14 protein-coding genes are annotated in these 18,754 nt (G+C 60.4%); 5 read left to right on the top strand and 9 right to left on the bottom strand.

Features of this window, described 5'->3' with window-relative positions:
• Positions 1 to 91 precede the first annotated feature (91 nt).
• Positions 92 to 1,144, bottom strand: a complete 1,053-nt coding sequence (locus I9185_RS10705; protein WP_210093038.1) for a zinc ABC transporter substrate-binding protein — start codon at positions 1,142 to 1,144, stop codon at positions 92 to 94.
• 57 nt (positions 1,145 to 1,201) lie between these two features.
• On the opposite strand from I9185_RS10705, the gene I9185_RS10700 reads away from it, so the two are divergent.
• The 3 genes from I9185_RS10700 to I9185_RS10690 are packed head-to-tail and all read left to right on the top strand — an operon-like array spanning position 1,202 to position 3,254.
• A complete protein-coding gene (locus I9185_RS10700; RefSeq protein WP_210093037.1) occupies positions 1,202 to 1,714 on the top strand; it encodes a Fur family transcriptional regulator in 513 nt (170 codons plus the stop codon).
• 2 nt (positions 1,715 to 1,716) lie between these two features.
• The gene (locus tag I9185_RS10695) at positions 1,717 to 2,457 is read left to right on the top strand and encodes a metal ABC transporter ATP-binding protein (protein ID WP_171723877.1); all 741 of its coding nucleotides are present in this window, start codon (positions 1,717 to 1,719) and stop codon (positions 2,455 to 2,457) included.
• Positions 2,457 to 3,254 carry a metal ABC transporter permease gene (locus tag I9185_RS10690; protein WP_171637225.1) on the top strand — a complete coding sequence of 266 codons (798 nt, stop codon included), beginning with the start codon at positions 2,457 to 2,459 and terminating at the stop codon, positions 3,252 to 3,254. Before I9185_RS10695 ends, I9185_RS10690 begins: the two co-directional genes overlap by 1 nt.
• Positions 3,255 to 3,378: 124 nt before the next feature.
• Here I9185_RS10690 and I9185_RS10685 read toward each other — a convergent pair whose 3' ends face one another.
• The 8 genes from I9185_RS10685 to I9185_RS10650 form a co-directional block, all read right to left on the bottom strand.
• Positions 3,379 to 4,452 carry a BMP family ABC transporter substrate-binding protein gene (locus tag I9185_RS10685; protein ID WP_171637080.1) on the bottom strand — a complete coding sequence of 358 codons (1,074 nt, stop codon included), beginning with the start codon at positions 4,450 to 4,452 and terminating at the stop codon, positions 3,379 to 3,381.
• A gap of 31 nt (positions 4,453 to 4,483) precedes the next feature.
• Positions 4,484 to 5,404: an ABC transporter permease gene (locus I9185_RS10680; protein WP_171232333.1), complete on the bottom strand. Its 921-nt coding sequence runs from the start codon at positions 5,402 to 5,404 to the stop codon at positions 4,484 to 4,486.
• A gap of 3 nt (positions 5,405 to 5,407) precedes the next feature.
• On the bottom strand, positions 5,408 to 6,490 hold the full coding sequence (locus I9185_RS10675; protein WP_171637078.1) for an ABC transporter permease: 1,083 nt from the start codon (positions 6,488 to 6,490) through the stop codon (positions 5,408 to 5,410).
• A 63-nt stretch (positions 6,491 to 6,553) separates the two neighbouring features.
• Positions 6,554 to 8,071: an ABC transporter ATP-binding protein gene (locus I9185_RS10670; protein ID WP_171723876.1), complete on the bottom strand. Its 1,518-nt coding sequence runs from the start codon at positions 8,069 to 8,071 to the stop codon at positions 6,554 to 6,556.
• Positions 8,068 to 9,003, bottom strand: a complete 936-nt coding sequence (xdhC, locus tag I9185_RS10665) for a xanthine dehydrogenase accessory protein XdhC (protein WP_210093036.1) — start codon at positions 9,001 to 9,003, stop codon at positions 8,068 to 8,070. Before xdhC ends, I9185_RS10670 begins: the two co-directional genes overlap by 4 nt.
• Complete coding sequence (xdhB, locus tag I9185_RS10660; protein ID WP_210093035.1) at positions 9,003 to 11,405, bottom strand: xanthine dehydrogenase molybdopterin binding subunit; 2,403 nt, start codon at positions 11,403 to 11,405, stop codon at positions 9,003 to 9,005. The genes xdhC and xdhB overlap by 1 nt, the downstream gene beginning before the upstream one ends.
• Entirely contained in the window at positions 11,402 to 12,763 is a 1,362-nt protein-coding gene (gene xdhA / locus I9185_RS10655) for a xanthine dehydrogenase small subunit (protein WP_210093034.1), read from the bottom strand. The genes xdhB and xdhA overlap by 4 nt, the downstream gene beginning before the upstream one ends.
• A 180-nt stretch (positions 12,764 to 12,943) precedes the next feature.
• A complete protein-coding gene (locus I9185_RS10650; RefSeq protein WP_210093033.1) occupies positions 12,944 to 13,108 on the bottom strand; it encodes a hypothetical protein in 165 nt (54 codons plus the stop codon).
• Between I9185_RS10650 and dnaE the strand changes: the two genes are divergently transcribed.
• Positions 13,107 to 16,607: a DNA polymerase III subunit alpha gene (gene dnaE, locus I9185_RS10645; RefSeq protein WP_210093032.1), complete on the top strand. Its 3,501-nt coding sequence runs from the start codon at positions 13,107 to 13,109 to the stop codon at positions 16,605 to 16,607. The genes I9185_RS10650 and dnaE overlap by 2 nt on opposite strands.
• Before the next feature lie 168 nt (positions 16,608 to 16,775).
• Complete coding sequence (locus I9185_RS10640) at positions 16,776 to 18,614, top strand: amidohydrolase (RefSeq protein WP_209835360.1); 1,839 nt, start codon at positions 16,776 to 16,778, stop codon at positions 18,612 to 18,614.
• Positions 18,615 to 18,754 lie beyond the last annotated feature (140 nt).

Here is an 18,754-nt window from a genome sequence, read left to right as displayed (position 1 = left end):
CTGGTTTTTTCGGTCTGCGAGCTGATCCGCCCTGTCTCCTGAAAGGTTGAACCCGGCCGGTTTCTCAACCCGAGCCGGGTTTGCAACGGGGCTAGAGACACTCGGCCAGAGTTTTTGCCATGTTGAGAATGACTTGCGGGTAGAGATCCGCTCCGGGTTCCAGATCAGAGCCCAGCGGATCGATGACGCCCGTTTTGGCCTCGGTCCCGTCCAGCACGGTTTTGACGATGCCGGGGTTGAACTGTGGCTCGGCCAGAACGCAGCTGATACCTTCTTCGCGGATACGGCTTTGAATCTCGGCGATACGAGCCGGGCTCGGGTCCGAGGCGTCGGCGATGGAAATCGCACCTGCGGCAGGGAAGTCAAATGCGTCTTCGAAGTACTGGTAGGCGTCATGGAACACGACGAAGCTTCCTCCGCGAACCGGTCCAAGCGTCTCGGCCACTTGTGCAGACAGCGCGGCCATTTCAGCGCGCGCGGCTGCGGCATTGGCAAAATATGCACCTGCATTGTCCGGATCGGCAGACGACAGCTGTGCGGCGATCAGGTTCAGCCAGGTTTCTGCATTTGCGGGTGAAAGCCATGCATGTGGATCGTGCTCGCCATGCGCGTGATCGTGATGCTCATCATGCTTTTCTTGATCGGCATGTTCTTCGTGATCGTGGTCATCATCCTTGGCGTGGTCGTCGTGACCATGTTCATGATCATCGTGATCGTGCCCGTCGTCTCCGATGTGCTCATCATCATGATCATGTTCGTCTTCGCTGCCATGATCGTGTGCCTCGAAAACAGCGCTTTCGCGGAACTCCAGAAGAACCGTACCATCCGCGTCAAGAAGGGACGTGACCGTCGCACTGTCGGCAAGGGATTCGATGGCACTTTCCATCCAAGGTGTTAGGTCTTCTCCTAACCAGAACACCAGATCGGCATCCTGCAATGCGGCCGCCTCGGACGGGCGCAGGTTGTATTCATGGGGCGAGGCACCGGGTGCGACGATCAGGGCCGGTGTTCCGACGCCGTCCATAACCCGGGAAACGAGCGAGTGGATCGGTGCGATATCGACCGCGACGTTCGGAACGTCCGCGATGGCCGTTCCTCCCATCAATGCAACCGTGATCGAAACTGGAAGAAGCTTTCTGGACATCAGACCCTCTGTGTGATTTTATAACGTTACGAGTGGCAATACATGATATGAAATAACATGACAAGCGATACGAATCCTGTCTCTGTCGATGAGGCGGCCCCGGTCGGGTTTCAGGAACATGACCATCAGAGTTGCGTCAAAACTGCGTTGGTATCCGCCGAGGCGCGCTGCAAGGGCGAGGGGCTGCGCCTGACGCCGGTTCGCCGCAAGGTCTTGGAAATGCTGCTGCAAGAGCATCGGGCCCTTGGTGCCTATGCAATTCTTGACCGCCTGCGAGAGGAAGGGTTCGGGTCTCAACCTCCGGTCGCCTATCGGGCGCTTGATTTCCTTGTTCAAAACGGGTTCGTTCACAAGATCGAGCGGCTGAATGCATTTGTTGCCTGCTCTCTTCCCGGCGCGTCGCATTCGCCGGCATTCATGATTTGCAGAAAATGCGATGCTGTTGCCGAGGCGCAGTCCACGCCGGCCAAAGGTGTTCTGGGTGCCGCTGCGCGTGCAGCGGGTTTCGAGATCGAGCGAACGGTTGTAGAAGCCGAGGGACTTTGCCCCGACTGCACCGAAAAGGCCTGAAAATGACGCTCGTCTCAGTCGAGAATCTCAGTGTTCGCTATGGTTCAAACACTGTTCTCAGCCATGTGGACATGGCTGTCGAACCCGGCGAGATCGTCACCATCGTCGGGCCGAACGGGTCAGGCAAAACCAGCCTGTTGCGCGCCATCATCGGTGCGACCAGGCCAAGTGCCGGGCATGTATCGCTGAAACCCGGATTGAAGATCGGGTACGTGCCGCAGAAACTGCACGTGGATCCCACGTTGCCAATCTCGGTCGAGAGATTCATGCGACTGACCGACCGTGTCTCCGGCCGTCAGTGCGTCGAGGCATTGGAAAAAGCGGGCGTCCCGGATCTGTTGAAACGTCAGATGTCGCAACTGTCCGGCGGGCAGTTTCAGCGTGTGTTGCTGGCGCGGGCGTTGATCAACCAGCCTGACCTCCTGCTGCTGGATGAGGCAACCCAGGGGCTGGACCAGCGCGGATCGGCGAGTTTCTATCAGCAGATTGAGGCCGTGCGCCGCGAAACCGGATGTGCAATCCTGATGATCAGTCACGAATTGCACGTGGTCATGAGCGCCTCGGACCGGGTGATTTGTCTGAACGGCCATGTGTGCTGTGAAGGATCGCCGGCGGTGGTCGCTTCGGCACCCGAATACCGGGCCTTGTTCGGAACGGGAACAGGCGGTGCGCTTGCCCTGTACCGGCACGAGCATGATCACCACCACGACCATGATGCAGATCCTCAGGAAGCGGCGGAATGATGCTTGACGATTTCATGATGCGTGCAACGCTTGCAGGTATTGGCGTTGCGTTTGCGGCGGCACCTCTTGGATGTTTCGTAGTGTGGCGCCGCATGGCGTATTTCGGTGATGCAACCGCACATGCCGCGATTCTGGGCGTGGCCCTGTCACTGACCTTTCAGATGTCGATCTTCACCGGTGCGCTGGCTGTTGCGTTGATTATGGCGCTGACGGTCACTTTGTTGGCGGGTCGTGGCTATGCGATGGACACGCTGCTGGGGGTTATGGCGCATTCCGCCTTGGCTTTCGGTCTGGTCGCCGTTTCGTTTTTGTCCGGCGTCCGCATTGATTTGATGGCATATCTGTTCGGCGATATTCTTGCGGTATCCCGTTCGGATCTGCTTGTGATCTGGGGCGGCGCGGCGCTTGTCGTGGCGCTGATTGCCTGGCGATGGGCTCAGCTTTTGACGGCCACATTGAATGAGGAACTGGCCTATGCCAGTGGGTTCGACCCGAGGCGGGAACAGTTGATTCTGACTCTGTCTCTAGCGGTAACCGTGGCTGTTGCGATCAAGGTCGTGGGGGTATTGCTGATTGCGGCGATGCTGATCATTCCCGCGGGAGCGGCACGAAATCTGGCCCGATCGCCCGAATCAATGGCGTTGATAGCGGCAGCAATAGGCGCGATTTCCTCGGTTGCGGGGTTACGGGCAGCTTATGTGTTCGATACTCCGGCGGGGCCATCGATTGTCTGCGTCGCCGCAGTCTTGTTTGCCTGTCTCAGCGTGGTGGGGTGGCGAAGGCAGGGCAGGGCGTGATGGATCTGAGCTCGATTGCGCTGACGAGGTAAACTCATTCGTTGTTCGGCACTTCAGGTGCGCACAGCACAAAAAAGGGCCCGCACACGGATTGCGGGCCCTTTCCGTTCCTTAACGATACAGCTTACTGCGGAATTTCGCCTTCCAGCCCTTCGACATAGAAGTTCATGCCTGCCAGCGTGCCGTCGTCAGCGGTTTCGCCTTCAGCCAGCCAGTCGCTGCCGTCCTGCTTCTTCAGCGGACCGGTGAACGCGTGATAGCTGCCATCTGCAAGCGCCGCCTTCAGGGCCAGCGCCTCTTCCTTGACATCTGCGGGAACCGCGTCCGAAATCTCACCGATTTCAACCATTCCTGCTCCGATACCGTCCCAGGTGTTGGAAGACGTCCAGGTCCCGTCCATTACCGCTTTTGTCCGCGCGATGTAATAGGGGGCCCAGTTGTCGATGATCGATGACACACGCGGAAGCGGTGCGTACTCGCTCATGTCCGACGCCTGACCGAAGGTGATCACATTGCCGGCTTCTTGCGCTGCTGCCTGCGGCGCTGTCGAATCGGTGTGTTGCAGGATTACGTCCGCGCCCTGTTCGATCAAAACAGTGGCGGCGTCAGCTTCTTTCGCCGGGTCGAACCACGTGTAGGCCCAGACGATCTTGAACTCGACATCCGGGTTCACCTTCTTGGCGTGGATATAGGCCGAGTTGATGCCGCGGATCACCTCGGGGATCGGGTAGGAGCCGATATAGCCGATGATGTTCGACTTGGTCATTTTACCGGCGATGTGGCCCTGAACCGCGCGACCTTCGTAGAAACGGGCCGAGTAGACCGAGACGTTGTCGGCGGTTTTATAGCCGGTTGCGTGCTCGAACTTCACGTCCGGGAATTTCTTGGCCACGTTGATGGTCGGGTCCATGTAGCCAAACGAGGTGGTAAAGATCAGATCCGCGCCTTCCAGCGCCATCTGGGTCATCACACGCTCGGCATCCGGGCCTTCGGGAACGGATTCAACGAATACGGTTTCAACCTTGTCGCCGAACTCTTTTTCAACGGCCTGCCGGCCCTTGTCATGTTCATAGGTCCAGCCGCCATCGCCGACCGGGCCGACATAGACGAAACCGACCTTGGTCTTGTCTTCGGCCATGGCCCCCGATGCCAGACCCAGCGCCATGGCGGCGCTCGTCAGAAGTGCAGTGAATTTCATGTGTTACTCCCCAAGTTGGTACTGTTGGCCCCTAGTGTGAGGCATGGAAGGTCCGGCCCAGCGAGGCAGGTGCGCTGCTCTTGTCGGCCGAAAGGATCACAAGCACAAGGATCGTGATGATATAGGGCGACATTGCCAGATACTCGACGGGAATGGCAACGCCTGCCGCCTGCAAATTAAGCTGCAACACGGTAATGCCGCCGAACAAATAGGCACCCAGCAGGACACGCCACGGCTTCCAGCTTGCAAAGACAACAAGGGCCAATGCGATCCAGCCGACACCGGCGGTCATGCCCTCGGTCCACTGCGGCACGCGGATCAGGCTGATATAGGCCCCGCCCAGACCAGCGCAGGCGCCGCCAAACATGATGGCCAGAATGCGGATCTTGATCACCTTGTAGCCCAGCGCATGCGCGGCATCGTGGTTTTCACCGACTGCCCGCAGGATCAGGCCAAGACGGGTGTATTTCAGCACCGCCCAGACGGCCGCCGTGATTGCGATGCCCACGTACAGGATCGGGTCATGTTGAAACAGGATCGGACCGACAACCGGAATATCGCTGATCAGCGGAATATGGATGTCGCCCATACTGGGGGGTTTGATCCCCACATAGCTTTGCCCCATCAACGCGCTGAACCCCAGACCAAACAGGGTCAGTGCCAGACCACTGGCCACCTGATTGGCCAGCGCAAACTGCGTGAGCAAGACGAACAGCAGCGATAGAACAGCGCCGCCGATCGCAGCAGCAACAAAGCCCAGCCAGGGCGAGCCGGTCTCGACCGAAATCGCGAAGCCACTGATCGCACCGACAATCATCATGCCTTCGACGCCGAGGTTCAGAACGCCTGCTTTCTCAACGACCAGCTCTCCGATCGCGGCCAGCAGCAAGGGGGTCGCGGCCACCATCAGTGAAGCGACCAGAAGTACGGGATTGATTTCACCAAGGTCCATGGGTCACGCCACCTCGTTACGGGCCGCACGGATGCGGTAGTTGGTCAATAGGTCAAAGGCCAGCAGAAAGAACAGCAGCATGCCCTGGAACACCTGAATGGCAGCGGCAGGCAGGCCCAGCTGAGACTGCGCGATTTCACCACCGATATAGGTCAGCGCCATCAGGCCACCGGCCAACAGAATGCCCACAGGGTGCAGACGGCCCAAAAAGGCCACGATGATGGCAGTGAAACCGTAGCCCACGTTGAAATCGATGCTGACCACGCCTGAAGGGCCGGAAACCTCGAACATGCCCGCAAGCCCTGCAAGCGCGCCGGACAAACCCAGACAGAACAGGATCAACCGGGCCGGGTTCACACCCGCAAATTTCGCGGCGCGCGGTGCTTCGCCGGTCAGGCGGATGTGAAAGCCCAGCATGTGCCGGTTCAGCAGGACATAGGCAAAGATCACTGCGATCAACGCGGTCACAACACCCCAGTGCATGCCGGAACCTGCGATCAACTCGGCATTGTGCGCACTGTCATAGGATTGCAGATTGCGGGACCCCGGAAAGCCGAACCCTTCGGGGTTCTTCAGCAAACCCAGAGAAACCGAGGCCAGCATCTGCTCGGCCACGTAGACCAGCATCAACGAGACGAGAATTTCGTTGGTGCCGAAACGCACCTTCAGGAAGGCGGGGATCATCGCCCACAACCAGCCGCCGAAGGCGCCGGCAATCACCATGATCGGAAAGATATAGAAGGCGTCCAAAGGGTAAAAGGCCAGCCCGGCACCCGCCCCGAAGATGGCGCCCATGATATACTGTCCCTCGGCCCCGATGTTCCAGATGCCTGCACGAAAGCCCAGCGACAGACCGATGGCGATAAGCACCAGCGGAGCGCCTTTCACCAGCAGCTGCGGGCGGTAATAAAAGGCGAATTCACCAAAAAGAGGTTCCCAGAAGATGGTGCCGATGGCTTCAACCGGATTCTTGCCCAGTATGGCGAACAGTACTCCGCCAAAAAACATCGTCGCCAAAACTGCAATCAACGGCGTCGCATAAGACCAGACCCTGGAAGGCTGAGGACGTTTCTCCAGCACAATCATCAGCTCGTTCCCCTGACTTCTTCATCTTTTCTCAAATACTCTCGCCGAAGGCGGCCCAACAGATCACACATGCGCCACCTCCATTCCGTGGGCACCGCCCATCATCAGCCCGATTTCGTCCACTGTCAGTCCGGTTGTCGGACGTGGTGCACTCAGGCGGCCCTCGTTCAGCGCAGCAAAGCTGTCCGAGATTTCCATCAACTCATCCAGATCCTGAGAGATGCAGACAACCGCCGTTCCCTTTGCCGCCAGGTCGAGAATGGCTTGCCGGATGGCCGCCGCCGCTGCGGCATCCACGCCCCAGGTTGGCTGGTTGACCACCAGCACATCCGGGTTTTGCAGCACTTCGCGTCCGATCACGAATTTCTGCAGGTTCCCCCCGGACAAGGACCGCGCCGCGTTGTCCGGGCCGGGTGTCCGGACGTCAAAAATCTCGATGATCTTCTCCGCAAAGCTCTTGGTCTCGGCCCATTTCAGAAAGCCGTTGCTTTCCAGACCCTCTCGAACCGACCCGGTCAACAGGGCGTTTTCGGTCAGGCTCATGTTCGGGGCGGCGGCATGGCCCAGCCGCTCTTCGGGCGCGGTCAACACGCCAAGTTTGCGTCGCGCGGTCGGACCCAGCTTGCCGATCGCCTGACCGTTGAACTTGATCGCGTCGGCAGATGTCAGGATTTCACCGGACAGAACGCCCAGCAATTCATCCTGCCCGTTGCCCGCAACGCCGCCAATGCCCAGAACCTCGCCCTTGCGGACGGTCAAATGCACGTTGCGCAATGCGGTGCCGAATTCTGACGGAGAAGGCACCGACAGCCCGCTGACATCCAGCGTCACTGCGCCAAATTCACGCTCCGAACGTTCCGGGGTTTGCAGGGCCGTTCCCACCATCAGCTCGGCCATGTCGCGGGCCGAGGTCTCAGAGGGGACACACTCGCCCACATTCTTGCCCAGACGCAGGATCGTGGCGTGATCACACAGGGTCCGTATCTCTTCCAGCTTGTGCGAGATATACAGGATCGACGTGCCTTCGGACCGCAACTTGTTCAGCGTCTCGAACAGGATCTCGACCTCCTGCGGGGTCAACACCGAGGTCGGTTCGTCCATGATCAGCAGTTTCGGGTCTTGCAGGAGGCAACGGATAATTTCAACACGCTGGCGTTCCCCGGCGGACAGATCGCCGACAGTGCGGAACGGATCCAGCGGCAGGCCATAGGTTTCGGACACTTCGCGGATGCGCGAGGCCAGATCACCCATGGCCGGCGGGTTTTCCATCCCCAAGGCGATGTTCTCGGCCACGTTCAGCGCGTCAAACAGCGAAAAATGCTGGAACACCATCGCAATTCCGTCAGCCCGCGCGGCGCGGGGTTCAGGCGGCGCAAAGGGCTGACCGCGTAACAGCATGGTGCCACTGTCAGGTTTCACCAGCCCATAGATCATCTTGACCAACGTGGATTTCCCGGCCCCGTTTTCCCCCAACAAGGCGTGAACTTCGCCCTCACCGATATCAAAGGACACCTGGTCATTGGCCACGACACCGGGATAGGCTTTGGTCAACCCTTGCAGGCTCAGCAATGGAGTGGTCACGCGCTCAGGTCCTTCTTCAACTCATTCTGCCGGGCCGGGCGCAGCAGTTGCGCTGCGACGCCCACGGCGATCATCTGCGGGTGTTTGCCCAGCGACGGGTCACCAATCGGGCAGGTAATCCGGCTTATCCGGTCGGGCGGATGCCCAAGAGCCGCCAGCCGCGATCTGAACCGCGCCCATTTGGTAGCCGAGCCGATCAGTCCCGCAAAGCGGAAATCGTGCAAAAGCAGCCTGTTGCACAATTCTAAATCCAGATTGTGTGAATAAGTCAGCACAAGGTGCTCGGCATTGGGCGGTGCATGTCGCACAAGTTCGACCGGTTTCGTCGCTGGCAGATCGGTCACGCCTGCAGGAATCACGTCCGGAAAGCGCTCGGGGCCGGTATCGACCCAAGTGATCGCAAGATCGGGCAGGGGGGACAGAACATCCACCAGCGCCCGTCCGACGTGACCTGCGCCCCAGATCCACAGGTTTCGTGCCGGTTTATGCACCGGTTCGATCATCCAGCCGTCGATCAGGCGTGTTTCGGGTGCAATACCCTGACTGCGTGCTGCCGCCAGCACTCGCTTGACCGAAAGAGGCACGGCGCCACCGGATGCTGATCGTGCAATGATCGTATCATCCAGCGTTTCAACCTTCTTGAGATCATAGACTTCGCTGAACAACGAGACCGCTCCGCCGCAACATTGGCCCATGTCCGGTCCCAGCGTGTGATGCGTCAGGCGCGTGGCGACTGTTTGCGATCGTGCGGCCTCTGCGGCCTGGTATTCCAGCGTACCACCACCGATGGTTCCGCTTTGCCCGTCCTTCCAGACCAGCATCGCAGCACCCACCTCGCGCGGGGACGACCCTTTGATCCCGGCGATAACCACCCGAACCACTTTCCCGTGGGTTTTGACCGCCTCCCTCAAAGCCTCAAGGTCAAATCCCATCAGGTGCCTCCCTTCATCCTCTGGACCCCCCGCCAAACCTCTTCGGCCGTGGCCGGAGCGTTCAGGGCCGGGTATCTGTCTCCGCAGGCGGCAACCGCGTTCGACAGCGCCAGCCAGGTCGAGATCCCCAGCATGAAAGGCGGCTCGCCCACAGCTTTCGAACGATAGATGGTGTCCTCGCGGTTTTCGCCATCCCAAAGCGTGACGTTGAAGATGTCCGGCCGGTCCGAGCAGGCCGGAATCTTGTAGGTCGAAGGGGCGTGCGTGCGCAGGTTGCCCGTGTCATCCCAGACCAGCTCTTCGGTCGTCAGCCACCCTGCACCCTGTACATAGCCGCCCTCAACCTGACCTATGTCCAAAGCCGGATTCAGCGACGCGCCCGCGTCATGCAGGATATCCGTTCGCAGAATTCGGTTTTCACCGGTCAGAGTGTCCACCGCCACCTCGGTAACGGAAGCGCCGTAGGCAAAGTAGAAGAAAGGGCGACCGCGCCCGGCGATCCGGTCCCACTCGATCTTGGGCGTCTTGTAGAACCCGGTCGCCGACAGGCTGACGCGCCCTTGATAGGCCAGTGCGGCGGCTTCGGCGAAGGTGTAGCGCTCTTCTGAGACCGAGACATGCCCATCCGAGAACGTGACCGTTGATGGATCGGCCTGATGACGTTCCGCAATATAGGCGGCCATCCGATCACGGATCGTGTCGCATGCGGCCTTCACCGCCATACCGTTCAGGTCACTTCCCGAAGATGCCGCCGTCGCAGACGTGTTCGGTACTTTCGCCGTGTCGGTTGCGGTGATTTTCACCATCTCCAACGGTATGCCAAAGCGCGACGCTGCGACCTGTGCGACCTTCTGGAACAGGCCCTGGCCCATCTCGGTGCCACCGTGATTCAGGTGGACTGATCCGTCCTGATAGACATGCACCAGCGCACCCGCCTGATTGAGGTGGGTCAGCGTGAACGAGATACCAAACTTGACCGGGGAAAAGGCGATGCCCTTTTTGATTACACTGTTCTCGGCATTCCATTTCGCGACAGCGGCCTTGCGCGCGGCATAGTCGCTGGATTTCAGCAACGCCTCGGTCATGCCGTGCAGTTCGAAATCGCTGACCTCCATCCCATAGGGTGTGGTGTTGCCGCCGGCAGGCAGAGGACGCACCGGTGCGTCACCCATTTCAACGGCGCCGCGGCTGGTCAGGTCTTCGTGCGGATCGGGATGCCCCAGTGGTTTTTCTGTCGGTGTGCTCTCGGCCACGGCGTGCGCGGGTGCATAGTAATTCCGGCGGCGCAGTTCGACGGGATCCAAACCCAGCGTATGCGCGGCATGGTCCATGACCCGTTCGATGCCGACCATGCCTTGCGGGCCGCCGAACCCGCGATAGGCGGTGGCAGATTGGGTGTTGGTCTTCAAGCGGTGGCTTTCGATCCGGGCGTTCGGCAAAAGGTAGGCGTTGTCCGAGTGCAGCATCGCCCGGTCGGCCACGGGCAACGACAGGTCCTGCGCCCAGCCGCAGATCGCATAGTGGTGGAATGAGACGCCCTGAATATGGCCATGCTCATCGAACCCGGCCTTGTACGAAATGCGGAAAGCGTGGCGCTTGCCGGTGATGATCATGTCATCGTCACGGTCATAGCGCATCTTGCAGGCCTTGCCGGTTGCGCGGGCGGCCACGGCGCAGGCCACTGCCAAAGCGTTGCCCTGACTTTCCTTGCCGCCAAACCCTCCGCCCATGCGGCGGGTCTCGACCCGGACGGCGTGCATCGGAACACCCAGTGCGTCGGCCACCTTGTGCTGAATCTCGGTCGGGTGCTGGGTCGAGCTGTGCACCAGCATATCCGCACCTTCATTCGGAACGGCCAGCGCGGCCTGACCTTCCAGATAGAAATGCTCCTGCCCGCCCAATTCGAACGAACCTTCGATCACATGCGGCGCACTGGCAATGGCCGCATCCGCATCACCCTTGGCATAGATGCGTGGACCGTCTTCAAACCGGCTGTCGGCGGCCAAGGCGTCCGCGATCGTCAGGATCGGCGTTTCCTCGGCATAGTCGACCTTGCCCAATCGCGCCGCTTTGCGGGCGGCCAGATGGCTGGTGGCGACAACCAGGAACACGGGCTGGCCTATATAGTGCACCGTGCCGTCCGACAGCAGCGGCTCATCGTGGATCGAGGGCGAGACATCGTTGGCGAAAGGCAGGTCCTCTGCCGTCATAACCATCACGACACCCTCGGCGTTTTTGACAGCCGACAGATCCATTGCGGTGATCTTGCCCTTGGCGATCGGGCTCAGGCCAAAGGCCAGGTGCAGCGTGCCCTTGGGTGTCGGTATGTCATCCACGTACCGCGCCGCGCCCGAAACGTGCAAAGGGGCGGCGTCGTGGGGCAGGGCTTGCGTCACACTCATGCTGACACCTCCAGCACATTGGTGATCTCGCCCTGATCTTCCAGGAAATACCGTTGAAGCATCGCCTTGGCGGTTTCCAGTCGATACAGGGCCGAGGCGCGCATATCCGTGAGTGGCGAAAAGTCGTCGGCAAAGGATGGCAGCGCGGCGTCAACGGTCTTGCGCGTCCACGGTTTGCCGACCAAAGCGGTCTCGACATGGGTTGCCCGTTTCGGGATAGCAGCCATGCCACCATAGGCGATGCGCGCCTGTGTGACGCTGCCCTCCGAAACGGTTATGTTGAAACAGCCGCAGACAGCCGAAATATCCTGATTGAACCGTTTGCTGAGCTTGTAAGCCTTCAGGCGATCTGGCTGGCGCGGGAAGCTAACGGCTTCCACAAACTCGCCCGGAACCCGATCCTGTTTGCCGTAGTCGATGAAGAACTCTTCCAGCGGGATCGACCGCCGCTCGTCGCCCTTGCGCAGATGCAGCGTCGCCCCCAGCGCGATCAGCGCGGGCGGGTTGTCCCCGATGGGCGAACCGTTTGCGATATTGCCGCCCACGGTGGCCGCATGGCGGACCTGAACGCTGGCATAGCGGCGGATCATCTCGGCATAGGACGGATGCAGATCGGCCATCGCCGCGCCCATGCGATTCATGTCGACCATTGCGCCAAAGCGGACTTCTTCACCGCTGAGCGTGATCTTCTTCAAATCATCACAGCGGTTAAGGAAGATCACTGGGTCCAGTTCGCGCAGTTGCTTGGTGACCCAAAGGCCCACATCGGTCGCACCAGCGATCAGAGTCGCATTCGGGTTCTCGGCATACACGGCGGCCAATTCGTCGGATGAGGTTGGCAGCATGCGCGAAGCGGCAATCGTTGCAGGTGGTTTATCTTTGACCCAAACCGGAACGGGCTGTTCCTCGGCCGCTTTCCCTGCGCGAATGATCGGCGCATAGCCGGTGCAGCGGCACAGGTTGCCTGCTAGCAAAGTGTCATGGTCCGTTGCACCGTTCGTGTGCCCGGCCACCATCGACATGACGAAACCGGGTGTGCAGAAACCGCATTGCGAACCGTGCAGATCAACCATTGCCTGCTGAACCGGGTGCGCTTCGCCATTCGGGCCGCTGGCGCCTTCAACCGTGCGCACCGCTTTGCCGTGCAGCTGCGGCAGAAACAGAATGCACGAGTTCAGTGCCTTGGCGCCTTCGTCATCCGTCACCATCACGGTGCAAGCCCCGCAATCGCCTTCGTTGCAGCCTTCCTTTGTGCCGGTCAGGCCGCGATCTTCGCGCAGCCAATCCAGCAGGGTGGCTGTCGGATCGATATCAGCCAACTCCACTGTCTCTCCGTTCAGAAGAAACGTGATGTTCATTCGAGAAACCCGTCGCCTTACCCGGTTGCGCCCTTGTGGCCCTCCTTCGATGCGACGTAGAAAGAGTGGCGGGCGAATTGCTTGCCATGAGATGTTAGAAACAGCGCGGCTTGTCTGGCAAGAAAAACCGCCTCTGTTATACACCATTAGACGTATACGGCCTGAGACCGCCTTTTCTGATTAATGGGCAGCCACTTGTAAATAAAGCGGTTTTTGATTGCGACGCCCAGTCAATCCCGAAGCACCTTCTGAAAAAGCCGAATAATCAATGGCGATTTTTTTGCGGCAAACGTAACGCGGTTCAGTCTTTTGCCGCGCAGCCGGCTGGGGTAGCTTGGGCGTCATGAGCAGTTCTCCACGATTCATCCACCTCCGCGTTCACACTGAATATTCCCTTCTGGAAGGCGCCGTGCGGCTGAAAAAGCTGCCGGGCCTGTGCGAGAAGATGGAAATGCCGGCGGTCGCCGTGACGGATACCAATTCGATGTTTTCGGCGCTGGAATTCGCGGTCACCGCAAGCGGCGCCGGGGTACAGCCGATCATGGGGTGCCAGGTCGATCTGACCTATGTCCAGGCCCAGCCGGGCGAGAAGCCGAAGATGCCCGCGCCTCTGGTGCTGCTGGCGCAGTCCGAGACCGGGTACGAAAACCTGATGAAACTCAGCACGTGTCTCTACGTGGACAAGGGCGGGCAACTGCCTCAGGTCACTTTGGAAGAACTGGCCGACCGATCTGAAGGGTTGATCTGCCTGTCCGGTGGACCTGACGGCCCGGTGGGAATGCTGCTGCAACAGGGTCAGCGCCCGGCGGCCGAAGCGTTGGTCGATCGGCTGGCGGCAATGTTCCCCAACCGGTTTTATATCGAGCTTCAGCGCCATCCGGGTGAAGATGGCCAACCCGAGGCCGAGCGCCTGACAGAACGCGGCCATGTCGAGATGGCCTATGCCAAGAACCTGCCGCTGGTCGCCACGAATGACGTCTATTTCCCGACGCCGGACATGTACGAAGCGCATGACGCGCTGATCTGCATATCGGAAGGGGCCTATGTCGACCAGCAGGAAGGCCGCCGTCGTCTGACGGCGCAGCACTACTTCAAGTCACAACAAGAGATGGCGACCCTGTTCGCCGACTTGCCCGAGGCCATCGAAAACACCGTCGAGATCGCCAGACGCTGCGCGTTCATGGCCTATCGACGCGACCCGATCCTGCCGAAATTCGCGGATGACGAGGTGGCCGAGCTGCGGCGCATCGCCAATGAGGGCTTGCAGAAACGTCTGGCCGTGATCCCGCATGCGGTGACGCCCGAGGAATACCAGGAACGTCTGGATTTCGAACTGGGCATCATCGAAAGCATGGGTTTCCCCGGCTACTTTCTGATCGTCGCGGATTTCATCCAATGGGCCAAGGATCACGACATTCCGGTCGGGCCGGGGCGGGGATCGGGCGCGGGCTCGCTGGTGGCCTATGCGCTGACGATCACCGACCTTGACCCGCTGCGCTACAGCCTGCTGTTCGAACGCTTCCTGAACCCCGAACGGGTCTCGATGCCCGACTTCGACATCGACTTCTGCATGGATCGCCGCGAAGAGGTGATCCGTTACGTGCAGCAGAAATACGGCCGCGACAAAGTGGGTCAGATCATCACCTTCGGCGCGCTCTTGTCCAAGGCCGCAGTGCGCGACATCGGGCGGGTGCTTCAAATGCCATATGGGCAGGTGGACCGCCTGTCCAAGATGATCCCGGTTGAGGGGGTGAAACCTGTTTCCATCGAAAAGGCGCTGAAAGACGAACCCCGCCTGCGCGAGGCCGCGCGCGAGGAAGAGGTGGTCGACCGCCTGCTGACCTATGGCCAGCAGGTCGAGGGGCTGTTGCGGAATGCTTCGACCCACGCGGCAGGCGTGGTGATCGGCGACCGTCCTCTGGATGCGCTGGTGCCGATCTATCAGGACCCGCGTTCGGACATGCCCGCGACCCAGTTCAACATGAAATGGGTGGAACAGGCCGGGCTGGTAAAGTTCGACTTTCTGGGTCTGAAGACCCTGACCGTTATCCAGAACGCGATGGACCTGATTTTCAAATCCGGGCGCCCATTGCACATCGCCGCCGATGGCACCGAACTTTATGAGCCCGCCGAGGGGGCTGAAAACCAGATCAACGCCATCCCGCTGGATGATGAGGCGACGTACAAGCTTTATTCCGCGGCCAAAACCGTGGCGGTGTTCCAAGTGGAAAGCTCGGGCATGATGGACGCGCTCAAGCGCATGAAGCCCACCTGCATCGAGGATATCGTGGCGCTTGTGGCGCTCTACCGCCCCGGCCCGATGGAAAACATCCCCACCTATTGCGAGGTCAAGAACGGCCAGCGCGAGATCACCTCGGTCCACCCGCTGATCGATCATATCCTGGAAGAAACGCAGGGCATCATCGTCTATCAGGAGCAGGTGATGCAGATCGCGCAGGTCATGGCGGGATACAGCCTTGGCGGCGCCGACCTGCTGCGCCGCGCGATGGGCAAGAAGATCAAAGAGGCGATGGACGCCGAACGCCCGAAATTCGAGGCCGGCGCGGCCAAGAACGGCGTGGACGCCAAGAAGGCTTCCGAGGTGTTCGACCTCTTGGAGAAATTCGCCAACTACGGCTTCAACAAGTCCCACGCGGCGGCCTATGCGGTGGTCAGCTATCAGACCGGCTGGCTCAAGGCGAACCACCCGGTCGAGTTCATGGCCGGGGTCATGAACTGCGATATCCACCTGACCGACAAGCTGGCGGTGTATTTCGAAGAGGTCCGCAAGGGGCTGGGCCTGCCCTACGTGCCGCCCTGCGTGAACCGCTCGCTGGCGACCTTCGACGTGGTGGATGGCCAACTGGTCTATGCGCTCGGCGCGCTGAAAAACGTGGGCGTCGAGGCGATGAATCTGGTGGTGCAGGGCAGGGGAGACAAACCGTTCGTCAACCTCTTTGACTTCGCCCGCCGGGTCGACCTGAAGAAGGTCGGCAAACGTCCGCTGGAAATGCTGGCGCGTGCCGGCGCTTTTGATGAGCTCGACAAGAACCGTCGCCGCGTGTTCGAAAGCCTTGACCGTCTGGTGCAGTATTCGGCGGCGATCCATGAACAGAAATACTCCAATCAGGTGTCTCTGTTCGGCGAGGCAGGCGACGACCTGCCCGAACCGCGCCTGTCGCCGACGCCGGACTGGCTGCCGGCCGAACGCCTCAGCGAAGAATTCAAGGCCATCGGCTTCTATCTCTCGGGGCATCCGCTGGACGATTACATGCCCGCGCTGAAGCGCAAACAGGTGATGACGCTGGACGAGGTGACGGAAAAGGCTCGGTCTGGTCCGTTCATCGCCAAGATGGCCGGGGTTGTCGCCGGGCGGCAGGAGCGGAAATCGGCCAAGGGCAACCGCTTTGCTTTCGTTCAAATGTCTGATCCCACCGGCGCCTATGAGGTCACGCTGTTTTCGGACACGTTGGAGAAGTGCCGCGAGTTTCTGGAAACCGGCGCGCAGGTGGTTCTGACCGCCGAGGCGACGATGGAAGCCGATCAGCTCAAGCTGCTGGGCCGCTCGGTTGGCCCTGCGGATTCCCTTGTGGCCGAAGCCGGAGCAACCGGGTTGCGCATCTTTGTTGACGAAGCGCAGGTCGTACCAACGGTCGCCAAGGTGCTCGAGGACGCCGCCGGGGCGGCGCGCGGGGCCTCGAAGGGGCCGATCCAGCTCTGCCTGATGGCGCCGGGGCTGCCGGGCGATGTCGAGATGGATCTGGGCCAGGACTTTCCGATCAACCCGCAGATCAAGGGCGCGATCAAGTCGCTGGACGGGGTGCTGTCGGTCGAGGAACTGTAGCAGGAAGCCGGGGCTTCGCTTTCAGTCGCCGGGATGGCGGCTTGCGGACACCTCTGGCTGGCCGAAAAATCTTGCAATGCGTGTCTGTCGGGCAATACGCTTTAGCCACGATAGACACGACCATTATTCAGTCGTTTGTCTTCCGATGTATTTGAGAGGGTATTCCTGATGTCACGTTTGCTGAATCTTGTCTGGCTGGCGGGTTTTGCCATGTCAACCAGCGCCGCGACCGCGCAGGAGGCCGCCGACACGATCTATACTGGCGGACCGATCCTCACGATCAACGATGCGCAGCCGACCGCCGAGGCCGTCGCGGTTAAGAACGGGCGTATCCTCGCCGTCGGCGCGCTTGCGGATATCATGGCGCACCGGGGCGACGCGACGGAATTGTTCGATCTTGACGGCCGGGCGATGCTGCCGGGCTTTGTCGACAGTCACGGGCACGTGGTTTTCGGTGGCCTGCAAGCCTTGTCGGCGAACCTTCTTTCGCCGCCGGACGGCGGGGTCACGGACATTGCCAGCCTGCAACAGGCGCTGCGCGACTGGATCGATGCAAACAGGGATGCGGTCGAGAAGGCCGGAGTGATCATCGGCTTCGGCTATGACAACGCCCAGCTAGCCGAGAAGCGCCACCCGACCCGCGAAGACCTTGACGCGATCTCTCAGGAGCTTCCCATCGTGATTGTCCACCAGTCCGGCCATCTCGGCGTGGCGAACTCGAAGACGCTTGAGATTGTCGGCTACGATGCATCGACGCAGGACCCGGCCGGTGGCAAGATTCGGCGGGAAGCCGATGGCGCGCCGAACGGGGTTCTCGAGGAATACGCGTTTTTCGGGACGCTCGTCCCCGTCCTGAAGCAACTCGGTCCGGACGCCTTCGCGGAATTCGCGGTTGCCGGGTCCAAACTCTGGGCGCGTTTTGGCTACACCACGGGGCAGGACGGCCGGTCCTCGGGGTTTGCCGTCGAGTCGCTGAAGGCCATGGCGGCCGACGGCAGGATACCGATTGACGTCGTGGCCTATCCCGATGTGTTGGAAGCCAGGGATTATATTGGCGACAATGTTTCGAAAGAATATGAAAACGGTATTCGCGTGGGCGGTTGCAAGTTGACGATCGACGGCTCGCCGCAAGGCTTTACCGCGCTCCGCGACCGTCCCTATTATGACCCGGTTGGCGACTATCCCGCAGGCTACAAGGGGTACTCGGCGGTGACCATCGAGCAGGTGCAGGATGCCGTGAACTGGTGTTACGAGAATGGCATCCAGATCATCACCCATTCCAATGGCGAAGGCGCGTCGGACATGCTCATTGCTGCGCTTCAGGCTGCGCAGGACAAGTATGGCGATCCGGGCAACCGCCCCGCACTGATACACGGCCAGTTCCTGCGCGAGGACCAGGTCGACGCCTACAAGCGGCTGGGCGTGTTCATGTCCCTTTTCCCGATGCACACCTTCTATTGGGGCGACTGGCACCGCGACCACACCGTGGGCCCGGTCAATGCCGAGAACATTTCTCCCACTGGTTGGCTGCTCGAGCGGGGCATGATGTTCGGCTCGCATCACGACGCGCCGGTCGCCTTGCCTGACAGCATGCGCATACTGGATGCCACCGTGACCCGGCGCACGCGATCGGGTGACATTCTTGGCCCCCGTCACCGGGTCGACGTCGCGACCGCGCTCAAGGCGCTGACGATCTGGCCCGCCTGGCAGCATTTCGAGGAGAACGACAAGGGGTCGATCGAGGCGGGCAAGCTTGCCGATTTCGTGCTCCTCTCCGAAGATCCCACCGCCATCGACCCCGAGACGCTGGACGCCGTCAGGATCATGGCGACGATCAAGGAAGACACGGTGATCTACGAGGCGCGCGACGAGGTGAAGAAGGGCGAAATCCGCTCTTCGCCCTTCATGAGCGACCCGGTGTCAGCGCACAACTTTCTTCACGCGATGTATCAGGCAACCGGTGTGGAGAGGCCGTGGCTTCAGCAGCTGATGTTCCGGTTGGAATGAACTCGGGAATCGAGCTGGACCGGGTGTAGTCGGTCAAGGATCCGTAGCGAGAAGCGGGGGCTTTGCCTTCAATCACCGGGATGGCAGCTATGAGCCCATTGTGCGCATGCGTATTTTGTGCAGCATCAGCGCGAAGGGCG

The organism is Ruegeria sp. HKCCSP346 (genome assembly GCF_017872595.1).
GTDB lineage: Bacteria > Pseudomonadota > Alphaproteobacteria > Rhodobacterales > Rhodobacteraceae > Ruegeria.
This window is presented reverse-complemented; position numbering and strand designations above follow the sequence as displayed.